The organism is Priestia sp. P5_B4, assembly GCF_056400385.1.
In genome coordinates this window covers 1-2443 of the sequence record NZ_JBFULJ010000583.1, presented here as the reverse complement: position 1 = coordinate 2443, position 2443 = coordinate 1, and the positions used below count along the sequence as shown (strand labels likewise).

5 protein-coding genes are annotated in these 2443 nt (G+C 34.9%); all 5 read left to right on the top strand.

Features of this window, described 5'->3' with window-relative positions; translation table 11 throughout:
• The first annotated feature begins 19 nt into the window (after positions 1-19).
• On the top strand, positions 20-793 hold the full coding sequence (locus AC1DRF_RS23270) for an alpha/beta hydrolase (protein ID WP_043981568.1): 774 nt from the start codon (positions 20-22) through the stop codon (positions 791-793).
• Positions 794-872: 79 nt separating this feature from the next.
• Entirely contained in the window at positions 873-1073 is a 201-nt protein-coding gene (locus AC1DRF_RS23265; RefSeq protein ID WP_013057578.1) for a DUF6501 family protein, read from the top strand.
• Positions 1074-1351: 278 nt separating this feature from the next.
• Complete coding sequence (locus AC1DRF_RS23260; protein ID WP_013057577.1) at positions 1352-1591, top strand: YiaA/YiaB family inner membrane protein; 240 nt, start codon at positions 1352-1354, stop codon at positions 1589-1591.
• Between the two features lie 126 nt (positions 1592-1717).
• Positions 1718-2239, top strand: a complete 522-nt coding sequence (locus AC1DRF_RS23255; protein ID WP_427076056.1) for a hypothetical protein — start codon at positions 1718-1720, stop codon at positions 2237-2239.
• Between the two features lie 43 nt (positions 2240-2282).
• Positions 2283-2443: spore germination protein (locus AC1DRF_RS23250; protein ID WP_477741807.1), on the top strand; the 161-nt coding region annotated here is incomplete at its 3' end.

The following is a 2443-nucleotide window of genomic DNA, read 5'->3' as shown; positions in this document are numbered from 1 at the left end:
GTGGTAAAGGGTGAAGAAAATGGAACGTTATGACGTAATTCAAGGCGCAGAATCTTTTTATTATAAAGGCAACGACATTGGTATACTTGTTTCTCATGGATTTATGGGGACTCCTCAAAGTATGGAATATATCGGAAAAGAATTAGCTGAAAAAGGTTTTACTGTGTACGGTTTGCGACTAACGGGACATGGTACTCACTACTATGATATTGAACAAACAACGTATCAGGAATGGAAGCAAGACTTTTTAACTGGGTATCAGCGTTTGAAACAAGAATGCCGTCATGTATTTATCTTGGGTCAGTCCATGGGAGGCACTCTTACCTTTCATACAGCAAGCCAAGGATTAGACCTTGACGGAGTTATTGCAATTAATCCGGCTATGACGTCCATTCCTTCAATGGAGCCTTATCGCTCTCGTCATACGCCTCGTTATTTAAAAGAAGAGCATCCTGATATTAAAGATCCAAACGTACATGAAATTACGTACGATAAAGTACCCGTGCGCTCTATGCGTGAGCTGCTTTCTTTAATGGATGAAACAAAAGAACGCTTATCTTATGTAACGTGCCCGGCTTTAGTACTAACATCAACAGTTGATAACGTGGTACCGCCTGAGAATTCAGCTTATATCTTAAACCATATTCAATCAGCAGAAAAAAGACAGCACATGCTTCGAAACTCTTACCATGTTGCGTCGATGGATTTTGATAAAGACACAATTGTTGCACAAACGGCACAGTTTGTACAAGCAACAGTTGCCAAAAAAAAAGTGCATGAGCGAATTTTTTAATTTTTAAATTCGCTCCGTTTCTTTTTTACTTCAAGTAAGATAAAATGAAYCTTGAATGAAAACAAAGGAGTGTACATACATGATTCATTTAGAATGGAACGATCGTCCAACCATTAAACAAGTAAAATGCATACATACAGATGCAAAAAAATTCGTGGTTGAAAATGTCTTAACAGCAGGAAAAACATATGATGTGAAAAATGAAACAGAAGAGTTTTATTTTGTTGTTGATAACACTGGCCAAGTCGGCGGCTTTTATAAAGAATACTTTGAAGGCTAAACAAAAAATCATCGTCTCGGCGATGATTTTTTTATTGCAATAATTATCTGGAGCTTTTCTTAATGAAAACGAATGAACATACTTTTAAAGAGAAATTCCATATATCTAATCATTTCGAAAAAAAGCTTTATGATAAAAATAGGATGTAAGACCTAAATTCTTCCGTTTCTTGTTCTGATTAAAAGGGTAACTGACTATAAATACCCATGACAACAATTATTTTACAATGTAAAATGAAAGCGACGCTTAACAGAAAAAGGAAAAGAGGAGGTCATACGATGAAAAAGCGTAATACAGCAGCTTTTACATTTTTAGCATGGACAGCTTTTATTACAGCACTATTAGCTATGTTTATAGGAATTTATACCTTAGATGCATCATTACCGGTAAAAGGTTATTATGCCGTTGGAACTTTATATTTAACAATGTCTGCTTTTGTGCTTCAAAAAACCATTCGTGATAACGAAGAAGATACGGCGCACGAACGCAAATATGACAAAGCAGAAGAAGAATTGTAGAGCTAAAAAAAGAGCATTTTTCTAGCTCCTTGAAAAACATCTCCATTTTTGGGAGATGTTTTTTTATATAAAAAAACAGGGAACTTGTCACTCCGTGTCGTATTAATAAAGAAGGAGGCGATTAAATTGACACAACTAATGATTAATAACGTAAATTTTCACGTTGATATGTTTGAAGAAAAAATGATTACTGATGCGAATACAGGTGAAGAGTTGAAAAGGCTAAACTTTTCTTTTTCGGTTGTAGGCAAAGCAGCTTATGATAAATATGATGCATTTTTTGAGGATCCGTATTTTGAAGTAACAAATATGGAGACAAAAGAAACGCTAACACTAAAAAACATTTCGCATAGCACATTTTATCAGTCACCTGAAATTACAGATCATACGAATATTGTTTTCAGGGTGAAGCTGCAGCAAGAACCTGTTAAAGCAAAAGAACAAGTAAAAAATGAACAGCCAACAGAGAGCACGGTAAACGAAATGCTTTTATCTAGAATAAAGTTTAAGGCTCTTGTCGAAATACTTGAAGAAAAAGGACTTCTAACGGAGAATGAATTGCATACTAAAATTGAAGAAGTAGCAGAACGAGATTTTGATATTCTGCGAGATGAATTAAGTCATTCTAAAAAAGAGGTAAAAGCGTAAAAACACCCCACTCTGCAGGGGGATTTTTTATTTATATCCATTAATGTATAACCCTTTTGATAAATCGTTCATATATTACATCACGATGAAAATAAAAAGGGTGAGGATAATGCCGATTGTTATTAATCATGTAGTGATTCCAAACGTTACAGGAGGAGTCGTTACGTTTGGCGATACGTACTATGTTTCTCCAAAAAGTAATAG